General features: G+C 71.0%; 13 protein-coding genes. 10 read left to right on the forward strand and 3 right to left on the reverse strand.

Annotated features, from left to right (window positions below; genetic code table 11):
- The first annotated feature begins 247 nt into the window (after positions 1 to 247).
- The 8 genes from leuS to holA all read left to right on the forward strand — a co-directional run bounded on the left by leuS (position 248) and on the right by holA (position 11,286).
- The gene (leuS, locus tag ACFY0K_RS13310; protein WP_390639906.1) at positions 248 to 3,127 is read left to right on the forward strand and encodes a leucine--tRNA ligase; all 2,880 of its coding nucleotides are present in this window, start codon (positions 248 to 250) and stop codon (positions 3,125 to 3,127) included.
- Between the two features lie 151 nt (positions 3,128 to 3,278).
- On the forward strand, positions 3,279 to 4,007 hold the full coding sequence (locus ACFY0K_RS13315; protein WP_390639907.1) for a hypothetical protein: 729 nt from the start codon (positions 3,279 to 3,281) through the stop codon (positions 4,005 to 4,007).
- 72 nt (positions 4,008 to 4,079) lie between these two features.
- Positions 4,080 to 4,925: a DegV family protein gene (locus ACFY0K_RS13320; protein WP_390639908.1), complete on the forward strand. Its 846-nt coding sequence runs from the start codon at positions 4,080 to 4,082 to the stop codon at positions 4,923 to 4,925.
- A gap of 130 nt (positions 4,926 to 5,055) precedes the next feature.
- Positions 5,056 to 6,192, forward strand: coding sequence for a helix-hairpin-helix domain-containing protein (locus ACFY0K_RS13325; protein ID WP_390639909.1), 1,137 nt, complete (start codon positions 5,056 to 5,058; stop codon positions 6,190 to 6,192).
- Positions 6,189 to 8,765: a ComEC/Rec2 family competence protein gene (locus ACFY0K_RS13330; protein WP_390639910.1), complete on the forward strand. Its 2,577-nt coding sequence runs from the start codon at positions 6,189 to 6,191 to the stop codon at positions 8,763 to 8,765. The genes ACFY0K_RS13325 and ACFY0K_RS13330 overlap by 4 nt, the downstream gene beginning before the upstream one ends.
- A gap of 4 nt (positions 8,766 to 8,769) precedes the next feature.
- The gene (locus tag ACFY0K_RS13335; protein ID WP_390639911.1) at positions 8,770 to 9,630 is read left to right on the forward strand and encodes an arylamine N-acetyltransferase; all 861 of its coding nucleotides are present in this window, start codon (positions 8,770 to 8,772) and stop codon (positions 9,628 to 9,630) included.
- A gap of 345 nt (positions 9,631 to 9,975) precedes the next feature.
- Complete coding sequence (locus ACFY0K_RS13340) at positions 9,976 to 10,221, forward strand: hypothetical protein (protein ID WP_351954990.1); 246 nt, start codon at positions 9,976 to 9,978, stop codon at positions 10,219 to 10,221.
- Positions 10,222 to 10,293: 72 nt separating this feature from the next.
- Complete coding sequence (holA, locus tag ACFY0K_RS13345; RefSeq protein ID WP_352362057.1) at positions 10,294 to 11,286, forward strand: DNA polymerase III subunit delta; 993 nt, start codon at positions 10,294 to 10,296, stop codon at positions 11,284 to 11,286.
- A 235-nt stretch (positions 11,287 to 11,521) separates the two neighbouring features.
- On the opposite strand, the gene rpsT is transcribed toward holA, so the two are convergent.
- A complete protein-coding gene (rpsT, locus tag ACFY0K_RS13350) occupies positions 11,522 to 11,788 on the reverse strand; it encodes a 30S ribosomal protein S20 (protein WP_089106790.1) in 267 nt (88 codons plus the stop codon).
- Between the two features lie 221 nt (positions 11,789 to 12,009).
- Between rpsT and lepA the strand changes: the two genes are divergently transcribed.
- Both lepA and ACFY0K_RS13360 read left to right on the forward strand, forming a co-directional pair.
- Positions 12,010 to 13,884, forward strand: a complete 1,875-nt coding sequence (lepA, locus tag ACFY0K_RS13355) for a translation elongation factor 4 (RefSeq protein WP_351954988.1) — start codon at positions 12,010 to 12,012, stop codon at positions 13,882 to 13,884.
- A 273-nt stretch (positions 13,885 to 14,157) separates the two neighbouring features.
- Positions 14,158 to 16,032: an AMP-dependent synthetase/ligase gene (locus tag ACFY0K_RS13360; protein WP_390639912.1), complete on the forward strand. Its 1,875-nt coding sequence runs from the start codon at positions 14,158 to 14,160 to the stop codon at positions 16,030 to 16,032.
- Positions 16,033 to 16,137: 105 nt separating this feature from the next.
- Here the strand turns inward: ACFY0K_RS13360 and ACFY0K_RS13365 are convergent, their stop codons facing one another.
- Positions 16,138 to 16,698: a two-component system response regulator gene (locus tag ACFY0K_RS13365; RefSeq protein WP_390639913.1), complete on the reverse strand. Its 561-nt coding sequence runs from the start codon at positions 16,696 to 16,698 to the stop codon at positions 16,138 to 16,140.
- Positions 16,695 to 20,813, reverse strand: coding sequence for a HAMP domain-containing protein (locus ACFY0K_RS13370; RefSeq protein ID WP_390639914.1), 4,119 nt, complete (start codon positions 20,811 to 20,813; stop codon positions 16,695 to 16,697). The genes ACFY0K_RS13365 and ACFY0K_RS13370 overlap by 4 nt, the downstream gene beginning before the upstream one ends.
- Positions 20,814 to 20,876 lie beyond the last annotated feature (63 nt).

Consider the following 20,876-nt stretch of genomic DNA (forward strand, 5'->3'; position numbering starts at 1 on the left):
ATGGTCGCCTCAGACACACGTGTCAACCATTGATACGTAAGCGCGTCGCGGCTTGCTCAAGCGCTGCGGTACTCTGACGCCATGCGTGCCGTACGCCTTCTGCTTAGCGGGCCGCGCTGATCAGTCCCGACCGCCGGAAGAACGGCTGGTCGGCATCGGCGCGGCGTCCCCTCCTGTGCGAGGGGATTTTTCGTTTCTAGAACGTTCGCAGCCGCCGGCAGAGACGACCGATGGAGCTTTGAGGATCATGAGCGAGACGAACCCCGCTGCCGCCGCCACGTCGGCGGAGGCCGCGCCGCACCGCTACACGGCCGCCCTGGCGGCCGAGATCGAGGCACGCTGGCAGGACTTCTGGGACGCCGACGGCACCTACGCGGCGCCGAACCCCACGGGTGACCTGGCCGGTGACCCCGAGGTGGTCGCCCGGCCCAAGAAGTTCATCATGGACATGTTCCCGTACCCCTCCGGTGCGGGCCTGCACGTCGGCCACCCCCTGGGCTACATCGCCACCGACGTCTTCGCCCGCTTCCAGCGGATGAACGGCCACAACGTCCTGCACACCCTGGGCTTCGACGCCTTCGGCCTGCCCGCCGAGCAGCACGCCGTGCAGACCGGCGAGCACCCCCGGGTGACCACCGAGGCCGCCATCAACAACATGAAGTCCCAGCTGCGCCGGCTGGGCCTGGGCCACGACAAGCGCCGGTCGTTCGCCACGATCGACCCGGACTACTACAAGTGGACCCAGTGGATCTTCCTGCAGATCTTCAACTCCTGGTACGACGACGAGGCGGACAAGGCCCGCCCCATCTCCGAGCTGATCGCCCAGTTCGAGTCCGGTGAACGAGCCGTACCGGGCCACACGCGCGCGTGGCACGAGCTGACCGCGACCGAGCGCGCCGACGTGCTGGGCGAGTTCCGCCTGGCCTACGCCTCCGACGCGCCGGTCAACTGGTGCCCCGGCCTGGGCACCGTACTGGCCAACGAGGAGGTCACCGCCGACGGCCGTTCCGAGCGCGGCAACTTCCCCGTCTTCAAGGCCAAGCTGCGCCAGTGGAACATGCGTATCACCGCCTACGCCGACCGGCTGCTGGACGACCTGAACGAGCTGGACTGGCCCGAGGCCATCAAGCTGCAGCAGCGCAACTGGATCGGCCGCAGCGAGGGCGCCCGCGTCGACTTCCCGATCGACGGCGAGAAGATCACCGTCTTCACCACCCGCCCGGACACCCTGTTCGGCGCGACCTACATGGTGCTGGCACCCGAGCATCCGCTGGTCGACCGGTTCGTCCCGGAGGCCTGGCCCGAGGCCACCCACGACGTGTGGACCGGCGGCCATGCCACGCCCGCCGAGGCCGTCGCCGCGTACCGTGCACAGGCCGGTGCCAAGTCCGACGTGGAGCGGCAGGCCGAGGCCAAGGACAAGACCGGCGTGTTCACCGGCGCGTACGCGACCAACCCGGTCAACGGCGACAAGATCCCGGTTTTCATCGCCGACTACGTGCTGATGGGCTACGGCACCGGCGCGATCATGGCCGTACCGGCGGGCGACCAGCGCGACTTCGAGTTCGCGCGCGCCTTCGAGCTGCCGATCGTCTGCATCGTCGAACCGACCGACGGCCGCGGCACGGACACGTCGACGTGGGAGGACGCCTTCGGCTCGTACGACGCGAAGATCGTCAACTCCTCCAACGACGACGTCAAGCTGGACGGCCTGCCCGTCGCCGAGGCCAAGGCCCGCATCACCGAGTGGCTGGCCCGCAAGGGCATCGGTGAGGGCACCGTCAACTTCCGGCTGCGCGACTGGCTGTTCAGCCGCCAGCGCTACTGGGGCGAGCCCTTCCCGATCGTCTACGACGAGGACGGAGTCGTCCACGCGCTGCCCGAGTCGATGCTGCCGCTGGAACTGCCGGAGGTCGACGACTACTCGCCGCGCACCTTCGACCCGGAGGACGCCGACACCCAGCCCGAGACTCCGCTGTCGCGCGACGAGGACTGGGTCAACGTCACCCTGGACCTGGGCGACGGGCCGAAGAAGTACCGCCGCGAGACCAACACCATGCCCAACTGGGCAGGTTCCTGCTGGTACGAGCTGCGCTACCTGGACCCGCACAACAGCGAGCAGCTGGTCGACCCGCAGATCGAGCAGTACTGGATGGGCCCGCGCGCGGGCATGCCGCACGGCGGTGTCGACCTGTACGTCGGCGGCGCCGAGCACGCCGTGCTGCACCTGCTGTACGCCCGGTTCTGGTCGAAGGTCCTGTACGACCTGGGGCACGTCTCGTCCGCCGAGCCGTTCCACAAGCTGTTCAACCAGGGCATGATCCAGGCCTACGTCTACCGCGACGGCCGCGGCTTCCCGGTGCCCGCAGCCGAGGTCGAGGAACTGGGCGGCGAGTACTACTACCAGGGCGAGAAGGTCACCCGCCTGCTGGGCAAGATGGGCAAGTCCCTGAAGAACGCGGTGACTCCGGACGAGATCTGCGCCGAGTACGGCGCCGACACCCTGCGCCTGTACGAGATGGCGATGGGCCCGCTGGACGTGTCCCGGCCGTGGGACACGCGCGCGGTGGTCGGCCAGTTCAGGCTGCTGCAGCGGCTGTGGCGCAACATCGTCGACGAGGCCACCGGCGAGGTCACCGTGACCGACGCCGAGGCGGACGAGGAGACGCTGCGCGTCCTGCACAAGGCGATCGACGGCGTCCGCCAGGACCTGGAGGGGCTGCGCTTCAACACGGCCATCGCCAAGGTCACCGAGCTGAACAACCACCTGACGAAGGCGGGCGGTGCGGTGCCGCGTCCGGTCGCCGAGCCGCTGGTGCTGATGATCGCGCCGCTGGCCCCGCACATCGCCGAGGAGCTGTGGCGCAAGCTGGGCCACACCGACTCGGTCGTGCACCGGGACTTCCCGGTCGCCGACCCGCAGTACGTCGTCGACGAGACCGTGACCTGCGTCGTGCAGATCAAGGGCAAGGTCAAGGCCCGCCTGGAGGTGTCGCCCGCCATCTCCGACGAGGAGCTGGAGAAGGCGGCCCTGGCCGACGAGCTGGTCGTGAAGGCGCTGGGCGGCGCCGGGATCCGCAAGGTGATCGTCCGCGCGCCGAAGCTGGTGAACATCGTCACGGCGTGACACCCGCGGCCATCTCCGGGTGGTCCCCTACGGGCAGGTTCGGGGTTCTTCCGGAACTCCGGGCCTGCCCCTTGCGTTTACCGTTGAGGAGCACGGCCACCCATGCCGTGCCCGGAAACGGCCGGGGTGGCGGGCAGCGAGGAGGACCACCGTGGAAACAGTGATCGCCGTATTCGCCGTGCTCTTCCTGCTCTTCGTCGCCGGCGGGGCGTACGTCACCTTCAAGGCTGTCGGTGCCGCCAAGCGCGGCGTGGACCGCACGATCAGCCAGGCCCGGCGCACGGTCGAGGAGCACACGCTGCGCGCCAAGTCCATGGTCCAGACCGGCCCGGCGGGCGAGATCGCCCAGCTCCGGCTCGCGCTGCGCACCTCGATGCGGGCCACCCAGGACGCGTTGCACGCGGGCATCGCCGAGGACGAGTCGCTCAAGGAGTCCCTCGGCCTGTTCCAGCGGCTCAGCGCCCACGGGCACGAACTGGACGGTGAACTCAGGCGCCTGGAGGCGGAACCGGACCGGGCCACGCTCGCCACCCGCCTGCCCGAACTGCGCCGCCGCACCGAGCAGATCACCGGGCCCGCGGACGCGCTGCGCTGGGCGGCCCGCGACCGGGCCCGCCGCTTCGCCGACGACGACCTGGACACCTTGAGCACCCAGATCGGCGTCGAGGCGGACGCCCTGCGGCACTGGACCCGGCCGGACCCGGCAGCGCAGACCCCGCCGTGGCCCGAGGCCGCCGCCGGTCCCGGCGACAGCCAGACCTGGCCCGGGCAACCCCGGGCGGCCGCGTCCGAGGAGCCGGTCCAGCCCGCGATCACTACGCCCGTCCGGCCCCGGGCGTACCCCTGGCAGAAGAAGCCCCGGCCGGAGAGCACCACTTGATCCGGCCGGTCCGGGTCCGGGCGGCCGGGGGCGGGCTGCCGCACCCGGGCTACGCCAGGTAACCTCCAGCTCATGTCCTGCCATGTCGCGATCGTCACCGATTCAACGGCCTACCTGCCGCCGCGGACGGTGGAGCGCCACGGCATCACCGCGGTACCCCTGACCGTGGTCCTCGGCGACCGGGCACTCGAAGAGGGCACCGAGATCTCGACGCGTTCCCTTGCCCAGGCTTTGCAGAAGCGGCGCCCTGTCACCACCTCCCGGCCCAGCCCCGAGGTGTTCGCCGAAACCTACCGCAGGGTAGCCGGGACCGGAGCCACCGGAATCGTCTCGCTCCACCTCTCCGCGGAACTGTCGGGCACCTACGACGCGGCCGTCGTCGCCGCCCGGGAGGCCCCCGTCCCGGTGCGTGTGGTGGACACCGGGATGGTCGCGATGGCCCTCGGTTTCTGCGCGCTCGCGGCGGCCGAGGCCGCCGAGGCGGGCGGCACCGTCGACGAAGCCGTCACGGCGGCGGAGAAGCGGGCCGCCGGCACCTCCGCGTACTTCTACGTCGACACCCTCGACTATCTGCGCCGCGGCGGCCGCATCGGCACCGCCCAGGCCCTGTTCGGTTCCGCGCTCGCCGTGAAGCCCCTGCTCCAGCTGGACGGCGGCCGGATCGAGCTCCTGGAGAAGGTACGGACGGCGTCCCGGGCCATCGCCCGCCTCGAGGAGCTCACCGCCGAGCGGGCGGGCGGCGCCGAGGTGGACATCGCCGTGCACCATCTCGCCGCCCCCGATCGGGCCTCGGCCCTCGCCGACCGGCTGCGGGCCCGGGTGCCCGGACTGGCCGAACTGCACGTGAGCGAGGTCGGCGCGGTCATCGGGGCGCACACCGGCCCCGGACTGCTCGGGGCGGTCGTCTCGCTCCGCTGAGCTGGGGTCCGAGGGCGTGCACCTCGGCACCATCACTCGTACGAGTGGCGGAGTTTTCCACAACGCGACCGCCGTCCACGGAAACCGAGCAAGATCATCGCGGATCGGCGGGAAGCCCGATCCTCGTCGCATGGCACTTCGATCACGCTCACACGAGACACATGCGACCAGTGGCCCGGGCCGGGGCCCCACCTCCGACGGCCGTACCCGGCACCGGCGGTCCCCGGTCCGGGCCCGCGTCCGCCACCGCCCGGCACCGGCGGACGAACTGCGCCGCCGGGCGGAACTCCTCTTCGGGGAACGGGCCGTCACCAGGCCCGGGCCGGGTCAGGGACCGCCCACCGCGGAGACGGTGACCGGCACCGGCGCGGCGGCCGGACTGACCGCGGCCACGACCGCGGTGCGCACGGCCACGGCCGGAGTGCGCACCGCCGCGGCGGCGCTGTCCACGGCGGCGGCCGTGATGTCGTCGGCCCGCGCGCTGGCCGGCGAGGCCGCGGCGCGCCGCGAGCCGGCGCTGCCCGGGCTGCGGTCCCGGGTCGGGCTCGCGGTACGGGAGCGGATGCCGGTGTGGCTCCAGTCACGCTGCGGACTGGAACGCCGGGGCGCGGTCGCCCTGGGGGTGGTCCTCGTCGTGGCCGCGGCACTGGCCGTGCAGCACTTCTGGACGGGCCGGACCGAGTCTGTGAGCGCGCCCGAGGTGGTACGTGCGGAGGCGCCGTACGAGAAGAGCGAGGGGCAGGCCCCGGCCACGGGAGCCGCAGCCGTCGGAGCCGGTACCGCCGCGGCGCCCGGTAAGCCCGCCGGAACCGGTGGGTCCGGCGGGCCCGGCGGGGAGATCGTGGTGGATGTCACCGGGAAGGTCCGGGATCCAGGGGTCCACACGCTGCCGGCCGGCTCCCGGGTGACCGACGCGCTGCGGGCGGCGGGCGGGGTAAGGCCCGGCACGGACACCGACGGACTCAACCGCGCCCGCTTCCTGACGGACGGCGAACAGATCGTCGTCGGGGGCCCCGCTCCGCCGGCCGCACCGGGCCCGGCCGCGGGCGGTCCCGCGACGGGAGCAGGCCCGGCCGCCCCGCTCTCCCTGAACACCGCTACCGTCGAGCAGCTCGACGCCCTGCCCGGAGTCGGCCCGGTACTGGCCCAGCACATCCTGGACTTCCGTACCCAGCACGCCGGTTTCCGTTCGGTCGACGAACTCCGCCAGGTCAAGGGCATCGGCGACCGCCGCTACTCCGACCTGCGGGACCTGGTACGGCCATGAGCCGCGCAACCGACCGGGCGGCACCCGGATCCGTGGCCGTCGGCCGGTCGGTGCGCGCCGGCCCGGGGCGGCGGACCGGGACCGTGCCCGCCCGGCAGGACGCGCGGGCCGACCTGCGGCTGGTGCCGCCCGCGTTGGCCGTGTGGGCCACGGCGGCCCTGGCACTGGATGCGCCGCCCGGGTGGACGGCCGCGGTCGCCGTCGTCTGCCTGGTCGCCGGAGCGATCCTGCTGGGGCTCGGACGGGCCCGCACCGGGGCGGCGACGGAGAGCGCAGATGCCACGTCCGCCCTGCCGTCGGCCTGGCGGCGGGCCTCGGCCGGCGCGCTGCTCCTCTGCGTCGCCGGGGCGGCCGCCTCCGCGGGCCTGCACGGGGCGGACGTACGTCGCGGACCGGTTCCCGCTCTGGCCCGCGCGTACGCCACCGTGACCGCCGAGGTGGAGGTCACGGGCGACCCCTGGGCCGCCAGGCCGCGCGTGCGGGGGGACCACGCCACGCCGGCCGCCGTCCTGGTGCGCGGCGAGGTGCGGCGGGTGGAGCAGGGCGACGGGACCGTGGTGACGATGCGTTCGCCGGTGCTGATGGCCGTGGACACGGGAGTACCGGCGCCCGGTGGCGGCGGCCGGGAGCGGTGGCTCGGGCTGCTGCCCTCGACCCGGCTGAGGGTGAGCGGGCGGCTGGCGCCGGCCACGGCCGGCGGCGACCGGGTCGCGGCGCTGCTGCGGGTGCGGGAGCGTCCCGTGCCGGTGGTGGTGGGGGAGCCGAGCGGGCCGCAGCGGCTGGCCGGACGGTTGCGGGCCGGGCTGCGGGAGGCCACCGACGGCCTGCCCGAGGACGCGCGGGCGCTGCTGCCCGGGCTGGTCGTCGGGGACACCTCGCGGATCACCCCGGAGCTGGACGAGGCGTTCGAGGCGACCGACCTCGCGCACACCCTTGCGGTGTCGGGCAGCAACCTCACCATCCTGCTCGCCCTGCTCATCGGACCGCCGGGACTGGCCCAGCAGACCGAGCGGCGGGGTCTCGCTCCGCGCCTCGGGCTGTCGCTGCGGGCGACGGCGCTGTTCGCGTCGGCGCTCACGCTCGGCTTCGTCGTGGTGTGCCGCCCGGACCCCAGCGTGCTGCGGGCCGCTGCCTGCGGAGCGGTCGCCCTGCTCGCCCTGGCGACCGGCCGCCGCAGGTCCCTGGTCCCGGCACTGGCCACGGCGGTTCTGCTGCTGGTGCTGTACGACCCGTGGCTGGCCCGCAGTTACGGCTTCCTGCTGTCGGTGCTGGCCACCGGTTCGCTGCTGCTGCTGGCACCCGGGTGGGGCGAGGCGCTGCGGCGGCGCGGGGTGCCGGAGCGGCTGGCCGAGGGGCTGGCGGCGGCCGCGGCCGCGCAGGCGGTGTGCGGGCCGGTGGTCGCGGTGCTGTCGGCGCGGGTGAGTCTGGTGGCGGTGCCCTGCAACCTGCTGGCGGAGATCGCGGTGGCGCCGGCCACGGTCCTGGGGTTCGGGGCGCTCGCGGCGGCCCCGGTGGCGATGCCGGCGGCCAAGGTGCTGGCGTGGTGCGCGAGTTGGCCGGCCGGGTGGATCGCGGCCATCGCCCGGACCGGGGCCGGGCTGCCGGGTGCGGGCGTCGACTGGCCCGGGAGCTGGGCGGGGGCGCTGCTGCTGGCCGGGGTGACGGTGGCCGTCGTACCGCTGGGGCGGCGGTTGCTGCGGCATCCGTGGTGGTGCGGGGTGCTGGGGGTGCTGCTCGTGCTGCTGGTGGCGCGTCCGGCGCCGCTGGCCCGGGTGATCACGGGCTGGCCGCCGCCAGGCTGGCGGCTGGCGATGTGCGACGTCGGGCAGGGGGACGCGACCGTGCTCGCGGCGGGTGCGGGCACGGGTGTGGTCGTGGACGCCGGCCCCGATCCGGCACTGGTCGACCACTGCCTGCGGGAACTCGGTATCACCCGGATCCCGCTCCTGGTCCTCACCCACTTTCACGCGGACCACGTCGCCGGCCTGCCGGGGGTGCTGCGCGGCCGTGAGGTGGCGCAGATCGAGACGACCGGGTTCGAGGAACCCGCGGACCAGGCCGAGTTCGTCAGAAGGCAGGCCGCCGAGCACCGGGTCCCCCTCACGCGGGCGGTCGCCGGGGAGCGGCGCAGGACGGGGCCGCTGGACTGGCGGGTGCTCTGGCCGCCCCCGGGCCAGGCGCCGGAGCCGGACGGACCCAACGACGCCAGTGTCGCCCTGCTGGTCCGCTCGGCCGGGCTGCGGATGCTGCTGCTCGGGGATCTCGAACCCCCGGCCCAGCAGGAGCTGCTGAGATCACCGGCCGCGGCCGAGATGGCCCACGTGGATGTGCTGAAGGTGGCGCACCACGGGTCCGCGTACCAGGATCCGCAGCTGCTGCGGCTGGCGGCGCCGCGGGTCGCGCTCATCTCCTGCGGGGTGGACAACCCGTACGGACATCCGGCCCCGGGGACGGTGGCCGAGCTGCGGGCCGTGGGGGCGGTGGTGCTGCGGACCGACCGGGACGGGGCGCTCGCCGTGACCGGCGGCGGCACGGGCGGGGAGGCGGGGGAACTGCGCGTGGCCCGAGACTGAGGGTATGAACTCGGCGAACCAGGCGCAGATCGACGCCTACCTCGGCCGTCTCGGAGCCGCCCGTCCGGCCCGGCCCACCGCGGACGCCCTGCGCGAGCTGCACGTTCGGCACCTGCGGACCGTGCCCTTCGAGAACCTGTCGGTTCACCTCGGCGAGGAGATCGTGCTGGCTGAGGAGCGGCTGGTGGCGAAGGTGGCGGGCGCGGGCCGGGGCGGGTTCTGCTACGAACTCAACGGCGCCTTCTCGGTGTTGCTGACCGCGCTCGGTTTCGGTGTGACATCGCTGGCGGGGCGGGTGTACGGGGCGGAGGGGCGGCTCGGGATCCCGTACGACCATCTCGCGCTGCGGGTGCGGACGGTGGACGGCGGCGAGTGGCTGGCCGACGTGGGGTTCGGGGCGCACAGCCACCACCCGCTGGCGTTCGCGGAGCGGGGAGAGCAGGCCGATCCGGGCGGGACGTTCCGGATAGCGGAGGCCGGGCCGGCCGACGCGGGGGCGGTGGGCGGGGGCGGGGACCGTGGGGTGGGCGCGGACCTGGACGTGTTGCGCGACGGGGAGCCGCAGTACCGGCTGGAGGTCCGGCCGCGGGTGCTCGGGGACTTCGCGGCCGGGGCATGGTGGCACAGCACCTCGCCGTCGTCGCACTTCACCCGGTCGCTGGTCTGCTCCCGGGTCACCGGGGACGGCGGGCGGATCACGCTCAGCGGGCGGACGCTGACGCGGACAGCGGCCGACGGGACGCGTGAGGTACGGGAGTTGGAGCACGACGAGGAGGTGCTCGGGGTCTACCGGGAGCGGTTCGGGATCCTGCTGGACCGTGTGCCGACTGTGCGAAATCCGTGGAAAAGCAACGGGGATGGCTAATTCGGGTTTCATGGGAGAAAGTGTTCCACTGGCATGCAGCATGTTACTTATGCGCAGTTCCGGCGTATGCGCCGGATTTCCGAGAGTTAGGTCCGTGCCGACCCGAAAGCCGCATCAGTGATCGAATGTTTCATCGGTAACGGATGACGGCGAGGCGTACAGGGGCGGCGAGGATGTTCGGCCGCTTGATGGGAAACCGCACGAACCGGGTACAGCGGGCGAGCCCCCTCGAGGCTTTGCAGATCCCGCGACGTGCAGATCGTCCCGAAACGGCTGAGCCCGCTGCACGGCCCGCTCTCTCGCCGCGGCTCGTACCGGCGGCCGGCGGTGCCCGAGAATGGGGCGGTGAGCGATGTGAGACATGTGCTGGTGCTGCCCGACCGGGACGCGGCTCAGGAGGCCTCCGAGGCCCTCGGGGAGCGGTTCGGGGTCGACGAGGAGCCGCGGCTGGTGCGGGACGCGCTGGCCGGCGAGGACGACGCCGAGGACGCGCAGTGGCTGGTCCTGCTGAGGGACGAGCAGGGGCGGCTGGACCCGGCGGAACTGGACGAGTTCGCCGGGGAGTGGGAGGGATGGCGGGAGGAGCCGTAGGAGCGTGGCCTGCCCGGGGCGGCCGGGGCGCGGCCGGCCCTGTTGTCAGTGGGCCGTGGGATGCTTGGCGCGATGGCCAAGAAGACTGCTGATGACGATCCGCTCGCCCCGGTGACACTGGCCGTGGGGCAGGAGGACCTGCTGCTCGACCGCGCCGTGCAGCAGGTGGTGGCCGCTGCCCGGGCCGCCGACGCCGACACGGACGTACGGGACCTGAACCCCGACCAGGTGCAGCCCGGCACGCTCGCCGAGCTGACCAGCCCGTCGCTCTTCGCGGAGCGCAAGGTCGTGGTCGTCCGCAATGCGCAGGACCTGTCCGCCGACACGGTCAAGGACGTGAAGGCGTACCTCGGGTCGCCCGCCGAGGAGATCACGCTCGTGCTGCTGCACGCGGGCGGGGTCAAGGGCAAGGCGCTGCTCGACGCGGCGCGCAAGGCGGGCGCCCGGGAGGTCGCCTGCCCGAAGATGACCAAGCCGGCGGACCGGCTCGCGTTCGTACGGAGCGAGTTCCGGGCGCTCGGGCGGTCCGCCACGCCCGAGGCCTGCCAGGCGCTCGTCGACGCCATCGGCAGCGATCTGCGGGAGCTCGCGTCGGCCGTCACCCAGCTCGCCGCGGACGTCGAGGGCACCATCGACGAGGCCGTCGTCGGCCGCTACTACACCGGCCGGGCCGAGGCGTCGAGCTTTACGGTGGCCGACCGCGCCGTGGAGGGACGCACCGCGGAGGCCCTGGAGGCCCTGCGCTGGTCGCTGGCGACCGGCGTCGCCCCGGTGATGATCACGAGCGCGCTCGCGCAGGGCGTCCGGGCGATCGGGAAGCTCGCGGGCGCGCGGGGCGGGCAGCGGCCCGCCGATCTGGCCCGGGAGCTCGGAATGCCGCCGTGGAAGATCGACCGGGTACGGCAGCAGATGCGCGGCTGGACGCCGGACGGGGTCGCGGTGGCCCTGCGGGCCGTCGCCGAAGCCGACGCGGGCGTGAAGGGCGGCGGGGACGACCCGGAGTACGCCCTGGAGAAGGCCGTGGTGACGATCGCGCAGGCGGCGCGGTCACGCGGCCGGGCGTGATCGGCGCAGGGGGCGATCGGCAGAGCAGCGGGGCAGCGGGCGGGGCCGGGAGGCGCCCGGACGTGCCGAAGGCCCCGGCGTCCGCCCTGGGGAAGGGCGAGGCGCCGGGGCCTTCGGTTCAAGCTGTCGATCGACGCCCGCGTGGCGAACGCAGGCCGCGCGTCGATCCTCGGGTGCCGGCCGGGGGCGGATGAGAGAGGGCCCGCCCGGGTCCTTCCGGCGTCAAATCAAGTGTTCAGCCCTTGAGGGAAGCAACCTTGGAAGCAAGCGCCGACTTCTTGTTGGCGGCCTGGTTCTTGTGGATGACGCCCTTCGAGACGGCCTTGTCGAGCGCACGCGCGGCAGCGCGCTGCAGCTCGGTGGCCTTCTCGACGTCACCCGCGGCAGCGGCCTCACGGGCCTTGCGGACCGCGGTCTTCAGGGAGGACTTGACGGCCTTGTTGCGCAGCCGGGCCTTCTCGTTGGTCTTGATCCGCTTGATCTGGGACTTGATGTTCGCCACGAATGAGCCTTTTCAGGTTCTGGTGCGGGGCCGCGAAGGTCCCGTACCGATGATTTCTTGAAGGTGTGCCTCGCGCTGAGAGGGCATGAGACACAGCTGCCCACACTACCAGCGGGCAGGAGAATGGCCCAAACCGGTCCCCGGTCCCTCTCCATGGGACCATGGAGACTACGTATCGATCCGACCCGAGGCATAAGGCGCCTCAAGAGACAGGACCCTGCGTGCCCGCGACCCCTAACAATGTGCCCGAGCCGAGCCGTACCGACCCGGCTCTGATCCGCAATTTCTGCATCATCGCGCACATCGACCACGGCAAGTCCACGCTCGCCGACCGGATGCTCCAGCTGACCGGCGTGGTCGAGCAGCGGCAGATGCGTGCTCAGTACCTCGACCGGATGGACATCGAGCGCGAGCGCGGTATCACGATCAAGTCCCAGGCGGTGCGTCTGCCCTGGGCCCCGACCGAGGGCCCGGACCAGGGCAGTACGCACATCCTCAACATGATCGACACCCCGGGGCACGTCGACTTCACCTACGAGGTCTCGCGGTCGCTGGCGGCCTGCGAGGGGACCATCCTCCTCGTCGACGCCGCCCAGGGCATCGAGGCGCAGACCCTCGCCAACCTCTACCTGGCGATGGAGAACGACCTCACGATCATCCCCGTGCTCAACAAGATCGACCTGCCGGCCGCGCAGCCGGAGAAGTTCGCCGAGGAACTGGCGAATCTGGTCGGCTGCGACCCGTCGGACGTGCTGAAGGTCTCCGCGAAGACCGGCCTCGGCGTCGACGCGCTGCTGAACAAGGTCGTCAAGGAGATCCCGGCGCCGGTCGGTGTCGCCGACGCGCCCGCCCGCGCGATGATCTTCGACTCGGTCTACGACTCCTACCGCGGTGTCGTCACGTACGTCCGTGTCATCGACGGCCAGCTCAACAAGCGTGAGCGGATCAAGATGATGTCGACGGGCGCCACCCACGAACTGCTGGAGATCGGCACCAACTCGCCGGAGATGCTGTCCGCCGACGGACTCGGCGTCGGCGAGGTGGGTTATCTGATCACGGGTGTGAAGGACGTCCGGCAGTCCAAGGTCGGTGACACCGTCACCAGCCAGGCCAAGGGCGCCACCGAGGCGCTCGGCGGCTACAAGGACCCGAAGCCGATGGTCTTCTCCGGTCTGTATCCGCTGGACGGCTCCGACTACCCCGAGCTGCGCGAGGCACTGGACAAGCTCCAGCTGAACGACGCCGCGCTCGTCTACGAGCCGGAGACCTCCGCCGCCCTCGGCTTCGGTTTCCGCGTCGGCTTCCTCGGCCTGCTGCACCTGGACGTGATCCGGGAGCGGCTGGAACGCGAGTTCGGGCTCGACCTGATCGCCACCGCGCCGAACGTGGTCTACCGCGTGGTCATGGAGGACGGGACCGAGTACACGGTCACCAACCCGAGCGAGTTCCCCGAGGGGAAGATCAACGAGGTGTACGAGCCCGTCGTACGGGCCACGATCCTCGCGCCGACCGAGTTCATCGGCTCGATCATGGAGCTGTGCCAGACCCGGCGCGGCACCCTGCTCGGCATGGACTATCTCTCCGAGGACCGGGTCGAGATCCGGTACACGCTGCCCCTGGCGGAGATCGTCTTCGACTTCTTCGACCAGCTGAAGTCGAAGACCCGCGGTTACGCCTCGCTGGACTACGAGCCCACCGGCGAGCAGACCTCCAGCCTGGTCAAGGTCGACATCCTGCTGCACGGCGACAAGGTCGACGCGTTCTCGGCGATCACGCACAAGGACGCGGCCTACGCCTACGGCGTGCGGCTCGTCGCCAAGCTGCGCGAGCTGATTCCGCGGCAGGCCTTCGAGGTGCCCATCCAGGCGGCCATCGGCTCCCGGGTCATCGCCCGCGAGACCATCCGCGCCATCCGCAAGGACGTCCTCGCCAAGTGCTACGGCGGTGACATCTCCCGGAAGCGGAAGCTGCTGGAGAAGCAGAAGGAAGGCAAGAAGCGGATGAAGATGGTGGGTTCCGTGGAGGTTCCGCAGGAGGCCTTCATCGCGGTGCTCTCCAGTGATGACAGCGCGGGATCGGCCAAGAGCAAGAAGTAACCGCGGGTAACAATCGGTCGCGGCCGCAAATCGGGTACAACGGGGGTCCGCCGTACGAAAGTGCGGCGGACCCCTACGCGCGCGTAGCGTCGCTCTGCGTCGACAATGCGGCGAAACAGACAGGCCGATGCCCCTTACGCACAGGGCGGTCGCGGCTTACTCTGATCCCTGCTCGATAGTTACTCGCGAGTTAAACAACCAGCGCGAACCCCACCGTGAGTAAACCCCAGCCGCACTGAGCCAGCCGCACCGTCGCGGGCCCCGGAGGACGTCGTGACCGACACACAGACACTGATCGAGAACCGACCGCCGTCCGTGGCGGCCCTCTTCCTGGATCGCGTGGCGGCCACACCGGACGCCGAGGCCTACCGCTACCCGGTGCCCGCGGCCTCCGGCGAGGGTCCCGACGACTGGAAGTCGCTCAGCTGGGCGCAGGCGGCCGAGCGGGTCTACGCGATCGCGGCCGGCCTCATCGAACTCGGCATCGAGCCCGAGCAGCGGGTCGCCCTCGCCTCCTCCACCCGCGTCGAGTGGATCCTCGCCGATCTCGGCATCCTGTGCGCCGGCGCCGCCACCACGACGGTCTACCCGCAGACCAACGCCGAGGAGTCGGCGTTCATCCTCTCCGACTCCGCGAGCCGGGTGCTGATCGCGGAGGACGCGGCCCAGGTCGCCAAGGCCGTCGAGAAGCGCGCCGAACTGCCCGACCTCGTCAAGGTCGTCGTCATCGACCCGGCCGGCGCCGAGACCGGCGACTGGGTGATCACCCTCGCCGAACTGGAGCAGCGCGGTGCCAGGTACCTGGAGCAGCACCCCGAGCTGATCAAGGAGCGGGTCGGCGCGATCACCAAGGACCAGCTCGCCACCCTCATCTACACCTCCGGCACCACCGGCCGCCCCAAGGGCGTACGGCTGCCCCAGGACAACTGGTCGTACATGGCGAAGGCGATCGCCGCGACCGGCCTGGTCAGCGCCGAGGACGTGCAGTACCTGTGGCTGCCGCTCGCCCACGTCTTCGGCAAGGTGCTCACCTCCGGGCAGATCGAGGTCGGCCACGTCACCGCCGTCGACGGCCGCGTCGACAAGATCATCGAGAATCTGCCGGTCGTGCAGCCGACGTACATGGCCGCCGTGCCGCGCATCTTCGAGAAGGTCTACAACGGCGTCGCCGCGAAGGCCCGCGCCGGCGGCGCCGCCAAGTACAAGATCTTCCAGTGGGCGGCCGACGTCGCCCGCGAGTACGCCAAGGTCACCCAGGACAACTTCCGCCGCACCGGCGCCGCGACCGTGCCCTTCGGGCTCGCCGCCAAGCACAAGGTCGCCGACGGGCTCGTCTACTCCAAGCTGCGGGAGGCCTTCGGCGGGCGGCTGCGGGCCTGCGTCTCCGGGTCGGCGGCGCTGGCGCCCGAGATCGGCTACTTCTTCGCCGGCGCCGGCGTGCACATCCTGGAGGGCTACGGACTGACGGAGTCCTCGGCCGCGTCGTTCGTGAACCCCGGCGAGGCCTACCGCACCGGTACGGTCGGCAAGCCGCTGCCCGGCTGCGAGGTGCGGATCGCCGACGACGGCGAGATCCTGCTCCGCGGCCCCGGCATCATGCAGGGCTACCACGGGCTGCCCGAGAAGACGGCGGAGGTCCTGGAGGCCGACGGCTGGTTCCACACCGGTGACATCGGCGAGCTGTCCCCCGACGGCTACCTGCGGATCACCGACCGCAAGAAGGACCTCATCAAGACGTCCGGCGGCAAGTACATCGCGCCCGCCGAGGTCGAGGGACAGTTCAAGGCGGTCTGCCCCTACGTCTCCAACATCCTCGTGCACGGCGCCGACCGGAACTTCTGCACCGCCCTGATCGCCCTCGACGAGGTCGCGATCCTGGAATGGGCCAAGGAGAACGGCCTGGACGGCAAGTCCTACGCCGACGTGGTGGCCGCGCCGGCGACCGTCGAGATGGTCGACGGGTACGTCAAGCAGCTCAACGAGGGGCTGCAGCGGTGGCAGACCATCAAGAAGTTCCGGCTGCTGCCCCGGGACCTCGACGTGGAGCACGGGGAGATCACGCCGAGCCTGAAGCTGAAGAGGCCGGTCGTGGAGCGGGAGTACAAACACCTGATCGACGAGATGTACGCCGGGACACGGGAGGCCTAGGGGTTCGTCGCCGGGTGCGGGTGCGGGTGCGGGTGCGGGTGCGTGGGGGCTGGTCGCGCCCCCGCGGCCCAGCCGCATGTCGGCTCGGCCCCGCGCCCCTTCACGTCAGTTCGACCTGGCTCTGTTCAACAGTTGCCGTAGCTCCCTGGTCTCTTTCCTCAGCGTTGCCACATCGACGGGCTCCGCCGACAAGCGGTCCTCGATGGCCGCCAACCGCTTCCCCAGCTCGCCGAAATCAGCCTGTTCGCGCGCCAGCAGCACCTGCAGTTGCTGGTTCTTCCGGTGCAGTTCCAGGAACACGTTGACCTTCGCCCGCAGCACCCACGGGTCGAACGGCTTCGTGAGGTAGTCCGCCGCGCCCGTGGCGTAGCCGCGGAACGTGTACCCCGCGTCCTCGTCCGCTCCGGTCAGGAAGATGATCGGGACGTCTTTCGTCTGGTCGAGGCGTTTGATGTTCGCGGCCGTCTCGAAGCCGTCCATGCCGGGCATGCGGATGTCGAGGAGGACGACGGCGAAGCGGCGGCGGAGCAGGGCCTTCATCGCCTCCTCGCCGGATCGGGCCCTTACGATCGGCTCGTTCAGCGACCCGAGAACGGCCTCCAGGGCGATCAGGTTGTCCTCCATGTCGTCGACCAGGAGGATGCCGGCACGGTCGTCAGAGGTCATGGCTCCGTCCGTTCGACGTCGGCGGTCTCGCCGTCCTGTGTGCTGTCGGGGTCCAGGAGCGCGCAGACGACGGTGAGCAGCCGGTCGACGTCCACCGGTTTGGGTACGTAGTCGTTGGCGCCGCGGGCGATGGACTTCTCCCGGTCGCCCGGCATCGCCTTCGCCGTGAGGGCGACGATCGGCAGGCCGGTCCAGCGGGGGGCGCGGCGGATGGCCGCGATGGTCTCGTGGCCGTCCATCTCCGGCATCATGATGTCCATCAGGACGAGTTCGACGTCCGGGTTGCGTTCCAGGGTCTCGATGCCTTCCCGGCCGTTCTCCGCGTACAGCACCGGCATGCCGACGCGGCCGAGGACGTGGGTGAGGGCGAAGACGTTGCGGATGTCGTCGTCGATGATCAGGACGCGGCGGCCGGGGAGTACACGGCCCGCGCGGCCCGTCTGCCATGCCTCCAGGCGGGTCGGGGCCGGCCAGGAGTCGTCGGGGTCGGCGGCGGCCGGTGCCGGGCCGAGGGCGGGCGCGGTGTGGTTCTGCGAGGTCGGTCCGGGTGCCGTGTGGCCGGGGCTGACGACCGGGACGTACAGGGTGAACGTCGAGCCCGTGCCCGGTTCGCTCTCGGCGACGATCCGGCCGCCCAGCAGGCCGGCGATCTCCCGGCTGATGGAGAGGCCGAGGCCGGTGCCGCCGTACTTGCGGTTCGTGGTGCCGTCGGCCTGCTGGAACGCCTCGAAGATGACCGGGAGTTTCTCGGCGGCGATGCCGATGCCGGTGTCCGACACCTGGAAGGCGATCACTTCGTCGCTGTCGTGGACGTAGCGGCGCTCGGGGTCCTTCACCCGGCGCACCCGCAGTTCCACGCGGCCCTTGGCGGTGAACTTGATCGCGTTGGAGAGCAGGTTGCGCAGGATCTGCTGGAGGCGTTGTTCGTCGGAGTACATCTCGCGCGGCACGTCGTCGCCGACGGTCACCTCGAACGCCAGGCCCCGGTCCAGGGTCAGTGGGCGGAAGGTCGCGTGGACGTAGTCGAGGAGTTTGATCAGGGGGAGGCGTTTGGGGCGGACGTCCATCCGGCCGGCCTCGATCTTCGACAGGTCCAGGATGTCGTTGATGAGCTGGAGCAGGTCCGAGCCGGAGCGGTGGATCGTCGTCGCGAACTGGACCTCCTGGTCGGAGAGTCGGCCGTCCGGGTTGTCGGACAGCAGCCGGGCCAGGATCAGCAGGGAGTTCAGCGGGGTGCGCAGTTCGTGGGACATGTTCGCCAGGAACTCCGACTTGTACTGGGAAGAGGTCGCCAGGAGGGCGGCCTTCTCCTCCAGTTCCGCGTTGGAACGCTGTAGTTCCGCCTGTTGTTTCTGAAGTTCGTCCGAACGTTCCTGGAGCTGCATCGCCAGCCGCTGGGACTCGCCGAGCAGGGACTCGGTGCGGGAGTTGGCGATGATCGTGTTGATCGCCACGCCGATGGTGTTGACGAACTGGTCGAAGAACGCGAGGTGGACGTCGGAGAAGCGGGAGAAGGAGGCCAGTTCGATGATGCCGAGGAGTTTGTCCTCGAAGAGGATCGGGATGATGACGATCGTGGTGGGCGCGGCTTCGCCGAGACCACTGTTGATCTTGATGTAGTCCGGTGGGGTCTCCTCGACGAGGATCCGCTTCTTCTCGCGGGCCGCCTGGCGGACCAGGCCGTGCACCGGGAAGCCGCCGGTCTCGAACGTCGCACCCTGTGCGGAGCCGTAGCCGGCGATGAACGCGAGGCCCTTGGGCGGTACGGCGGTGCTTACGGCGGCGCCGTCCTCGTCGGGGTCGGCCAGGAAGAACGCGCCGTACTGGGCGTTCACCAGCGGGGTCAGTTCGCGCAGGATGAGGTCGGCGACCTCCATCAGGTCCCGGTGGCCCTGCATGAGGGCGGCGAGGCGGGCCAGGTTGGACTCCAGCCAGTCCTTCGCGCGGGTCGTCTCGCGCAGGTTGGCCACCATCAGGTTGATGTTGTCCTTGAGTTCGGCGACCTCGCCGCGGGTCTCGACGGTGATCGAGCGGGACATGTCGCCCTGTGCCACGGCGGAGGCGACCTCGGCGATCGCGCGGACCTGGGTGGTGAGGTTGAGCGCGAGTTCGTTCACGTTGGTCGTCAGACGCTTCCAGGTGCCGTACACGCCCTCCACGCGGGCCTGGCCGCCCAGGCGGCCGTCGGAGCCCACCTCGCGGGCCACCCGGGTCACCTCGGAGGAGAACGAGGACAGGGTGTCGACCATGGTGTTGATGGTGGTCTTCAGTTCGAGGATCTCGCCGCGCGCGTCCACGTCGATCTTGCGTGACAGGTCGCCCTGGGCGACGGCCGTCGCGACCTGGGCGATGTTGCGGACCTGCGAGGTGAGGTTGTCGGCCATGTAGTTGACGTTGTCGGTCAGGTCGCGCCAGACGCCGGAGACGCCCAGCACCTGGGCGCGGCCGCCGAGCCGGCCGTCGGTGCCGACCTCGCGGGCGACGCGGGTGACCTCGTCGGCGAAGGCCCGCAGTTGTTCCACCATCGTGTTGACGGTGTCCTTCAGTTCGAGGATCTCGCCGCGTGCGTCGACGGTGATCTTCTTGGAGAGGTCGCCGTTGGCGACGGCCGTCGTCACCTGGGCGATGTTGCGGACCTGTGAGGTCAGGTTGAGGGCCATGAAGTTCACGTTGTCGGTGAGTTCTTTCCAGACTCCCGAGACGCCTCTGACCTGCGCCTGACCGCCGAGGTTTCCTTCGGTGCCGACTTCGCGGGCGACGCGGGTGACTTCGTCGGCGAAGGCGGAGAGCTGGTCGACCATCGTGTTGATGGTTGATTTCAGTTCGAGGATCTCGCCTTTCGCCTCCACGGTGATCTTCTTGCCGAGATCGCCCTGGGCGACGGCCGTGGAGACGAGGGCGATGTTGCGGACCTGGGACGTCAGGTTGTCGGCCATGAAGTTGACGTTGTCGGTGAGGTCCTTCCACACCCCGGAAACGCCTCTGACGTGCGCCCGGCCGCCGAGGTTTCCTTCGGTGCCGACTTCGCGGGCGACGCGGGTGACTTCGTCGGCGAAGGCGGAGAGCTGATCCACCATCGTGTTGATCGTCGACTTCAGTTCGAGGATCTCGCCCTGCGCGTCGACCATGATCTTCTGCGAGAGGTCGCCGTTGGCGACGGCCGTCGTCACCTGCGCGATGTTGCGGACCTGGGAGGTCAGGTTCGACGCCATGAAGTTGACGTTGTCGGTGAGGTCCTTCCAGACGCCCGACACGCCCCGTACCTGGGCGCGGCCGCCCAGCCGGCCCTCCGTGCCGACCTCGCGGGCCACGCGCGTGACCTCGTCGGCGAACGCGGACAGCTGGTCGACCATGGTGTTCACGGTGAGCTTCAGCTCCAGCAGCTCGCCGGTGGCCTCGACGGTCACCGTGCGGGTCAGGTCGCCGCGCGCCACCGCCGTCGTCACCAGGGCGATGTCACGGACCTGCGCGGTCAGCCGGGACGCCATGGTGTTGACAGCCTCGGTGACGTCCCGCCAGCTGCCGGACAGGCCCTGCACCTTGGCCCGGCCGCCGAGCCGCCCCTCGGTGCCGACCTCGCGCGCGACCCGGGTCACCTCGCCGGTGAACAGGGACAGCTGGTCGACCATCGTGTTCACCGCGCGGGCGAGTCTGCGCAGGTCGCCGCGGAGCTGCCGGCTGCCGTCGTGGAGATCGACCCGCTGGGTCAGGTCGCCGCCGGCCACCGCGTCCAGCACGCGCGTGGCGTTCGCCGCCGGCGCGACCAGGGCGTCGAGGACCTGGTTGACGTCGTTGACGCGTGACGTCCAGGCGCCCTGGCCGGGGCTCGCCGACAGCCGTTCGTCCAGCCGGCCGTGGCGCACCAGCTCCCTTTTCACGCGACGCAGGTCGGTGTTGAAGTGGATTCCGCGGTCCATGATCTGGTTGAAGACCGCGGTGAGTTCGGCGACGATCCCCTCCCCGGCGGTCCCGTCGGTCCCGGTCTCCGGGACTTTCGCGAAGTCGCCGTCGCGGGCGGCGGTCATCGCGGCGAGCAGAGGGCGCAGCGCGGATGCTCGGAGTTGTTCCGGTTTCTGTCCGTCTTCGAGCACACGCGTAGCACTGTTCTCACTCATGGCGGCCCACTTCGGTAACTCGGTGCTTATGGGCGCAGTCAGTCTGTCACTCTGTCCGCATCG

The organism is Streptomyces sp. NPDC001507 (assembly GCF_042894765.1).
Lineage (GTDB): Bacteria > Actinomycetota > Actinomycetes > Streptomycetales > Streptomycetaceae > Streptomyces.

Coding starts and splice junctions, on each gene's coding strand:
- ACFY0K_RS13365 (WP_390639913.1), bottom strand. CDS start 16,698: ATGACCTCTGACGACCGTGCCGGCATCCTCCTGGTCGACGACATGGAG.
- holA (WP_352362057.1), top strand. CDS start 10,294: ATGGCCAAGAAGACTGCTGATGACGATCCGCTCGCCCCGGTGACACTG.
- ACFY0K_RS13370 (WP_390639914.1), bottom strand. CDS start 20,813: ATGAGTGAGAACAGTGCTACGCGTGTGCTCGAAGACGGACAGAAACCG.
- ACFY0K_RS13330 (WP_390639910.1), top strand. CDS start 6,189: ATGAGCCGCGCAACCGACCGGGCGGCACCCGGATCCGTGGCCGTCGGC.
- ACFY0K_RS13320 (WP_390639908.1), top strand. CDS start 4,080: ATGTCCTGCCATGTCGCGATCGTCACCGATTCAACGGCCTACCTGCCG.
- leuS (WP_390639906.1), top strand. CDS start 248: ATGAGCGAGACGAACCCCGCTGCCGCCGCCACGTCGGCGGAGGCCGCG.
- ACFY0K_RS13325 (WP_390639909.1), top strand. CDS start 5,056: ATGGCACTTCGATCACGCTCACACGAGACACATGCGACCAGTGGCCCG.
- ACFY0K_RS13335 (WP_390639911.1), top strand. CDS start 8,770: ATGAACTCGGCGAACCAGGCGCAGATCGACGCCTACCTCGGCCGTCTC.